This window comes from Allobosea sp. 01N443 (assembly GCF_056399325.1).
The window spans coordinates 1-1,815 of the sequence record NZ_JBFTRC010000371.1; the positions used below are offsets into that span (position 1 = coordinate 1).

Annotated in this window: 3 protein-coding genes; 2 read left to right on the forward strand and 1 reads right to left on the reverse strand. The window is 63.2% G+C overall.

Annotated features, from left to right (window positions below):
- Positions 1 to 319 precede the first annotated feature (319 nt).
- Together AC1DRP_RS36420 and AC1DRP_RS36425 are read left to right on the forward strand one after the other, a co-directional pair.
- Entirely contained in the window at positions 320 to 727 is a 408-nt protein-coding gene (locus AC1DRP_RS36420) for a helix-turn-helix domain-containing protein (RefSeq protein ID WP_441506889.1), read from the forward strand.
- A complete protein-coding gene (locus AC1DRP_RS36425; protein WP_441506888.1) occupies positions 724 to 1,008 on the forward strand; it encodes a BrnA antitoxin family protein in 285 nt (94 codons plus the stop codon). The genes AC1DRP_RS36420 and AC1DRP_RS36425 overlap by 4 nt, the downstream gene beginning before the upstream one ends.
- Before the next feature lie 199 nt (positions 1,009 to 1,207).
- Here AC1DRP_RS36425 and AC1DRP_RS36430 read toward each other — a convergent pair whose 3' ends face one another.
- Entirely contained in the window at positions 1,208 to 1,468 is a 261-nt protein-coding gene (locus tag AC1DRP_RS36430) for a DUF7696 family protein (RefSeq protein WP_113518572.1), read from the reverse strand.
- Between the last annotated feature and the right edge of the window lie 347 nt (positions 1,469 to 1,815).

The window sequence follows — 1,815 nt, forward strand, 5'->3', positions numbered from 1 at the left end:
ATCCGCTGTTTATCTAAGGCATCGGCCCGAAAAGTGGTTTCCGGTTTTCGGGCCAGCCGATGCCGGCAGCAAAGGTTCATCGGCCCGAAAAGTGGTTTCCGGTTTTCGGGACAGCCGATGCTGGCACGGGAAGTCCGATGGCCTGGCAGGTTCGGACACAGACGGACTGACGCAGAAGGGAGCGCGCTGCGGGGCGCTCCCTGTTTTTCGACGGTGTTCCTTCCAACCAGAGACCCGGCTGCGAGTGCACTCATCAAACATACTTGATAATAATCGTATATGGTGATAATATCACCATATGAAATCATATCAATGCCGAATGGCCCGTGCGGCCCTGAACTGGAGCATGCCCGAGCTGGCGCAGAAGGCCGGTGTCGGCGTCAATACCGTCAACCGTTTCGAGGCGGGYCAGGATGCAAGGATGAGCAGCGTCGAGAAGATGCAGGCCGCCTTGTCCGAAGCCGGCGTCATCTTCATCGCCGAGAATGGCGAGGGGGCCGGCGTGCGGCTGCGGAAGGGCTTTGTGCCCACAACTGTCCCGACAGCGTCACATGCCTCGCTCAAGGTCAGCGCCAGCACGGTGCGGGCCCGCGCCGCACGCGCGGCGGACCACGCCATGAGCGAGATGGACGCAAGCACGGCAGAGAAGACGGAACGCCGCGAGCGATTGACCAACGAGCCTGACGTCGTCAGGAAAGCCCGCAGCAAGAGCAGGGACGCATCATGAACCACGACAGACCGCGCCGGCCGACCAGCGCCCGCGACCAGGCCGAAGCCCTGTTCAAGCCGGCCGCGCCGAAAGCGCCACCCGTGATCGAGAAGCGGCCGGCGCTTCCCGGCGCCAAGGAGATGGTGACGCTGCGGATCGACCGCGATGTCCTCGATCATTTCCAGAGCGGCGGACCAGGCTGGCAGGACCGCGTCAACGACGCGCTGCGCCAGGCCGCGGGCCTCGTCGGCGATGACACGCTGAAGACCGAGGATCTCAACTCGTCGAATGACGGCTGAGACGAGCGGCGACGGGCCGCGCCGCCCGAGCATGCTGCGAACAAGCGGCAACGGTCTTTCGCACTGAGCATGCCCTGAACCATTGGTGTCGATCATGTTTTCTGCATTTTGACGATTTCGTCCAAATGCGGCGTGATCTAACGATCTGTGATTGCTTCGGCTTTCCCGAAAACCGCAATCCACTTTTCGGGCCGATGCTTTAGGTCTTGTTCTTGAGACCGTGCAGGCGGATGATTTCGGCGCGAAGCTTGGCCACCGCCGCCTCGCCGCGGACGCCCTTGATGCCGCGCTCTTCGCGATCGGTCGAGCCGGGAACGCCATCGAGGAAGGTGTTGCGCTTCGCGGTCGGCATCGCCAGCAGATAGGCGATCTCGCATTCGTGCCGCCACTCTTCCGACGAGGTCGAGACTTCGCGCCCGGCGAGATGGGACCAGGCGAAGGAAGGGGCAGGGGCAGACAAGGCGAATCTCCTGAAGTGACAGAGTAGCCTTTGTCATTCCCGTAGCGCCGTGACGAGCCGAACGTCGCGGCATCCTCACATGTTTCTGTCCAACTGCCGGTTCAGCGGCCGCATCCGCATTCGGTTCGCCACCGCGATGGAAACCTGGAATCCCGAGCCCGACCTGGGCTCATGACGTCTGGCGCTGCGGCTGTTTCCTGTTCGCACGTCGCTCGCTATTACGGCGCCTCGCGCCTGTGCCCTGCCAGCCGCCGAGCATGTCGAAGACCTCCAGCCCATCCCACGCTTCGTCCTCCTGCGCGCGGCGTTTCGCCAGCGTCACGAGCGCCCAGGCCTTGCGTAGGACC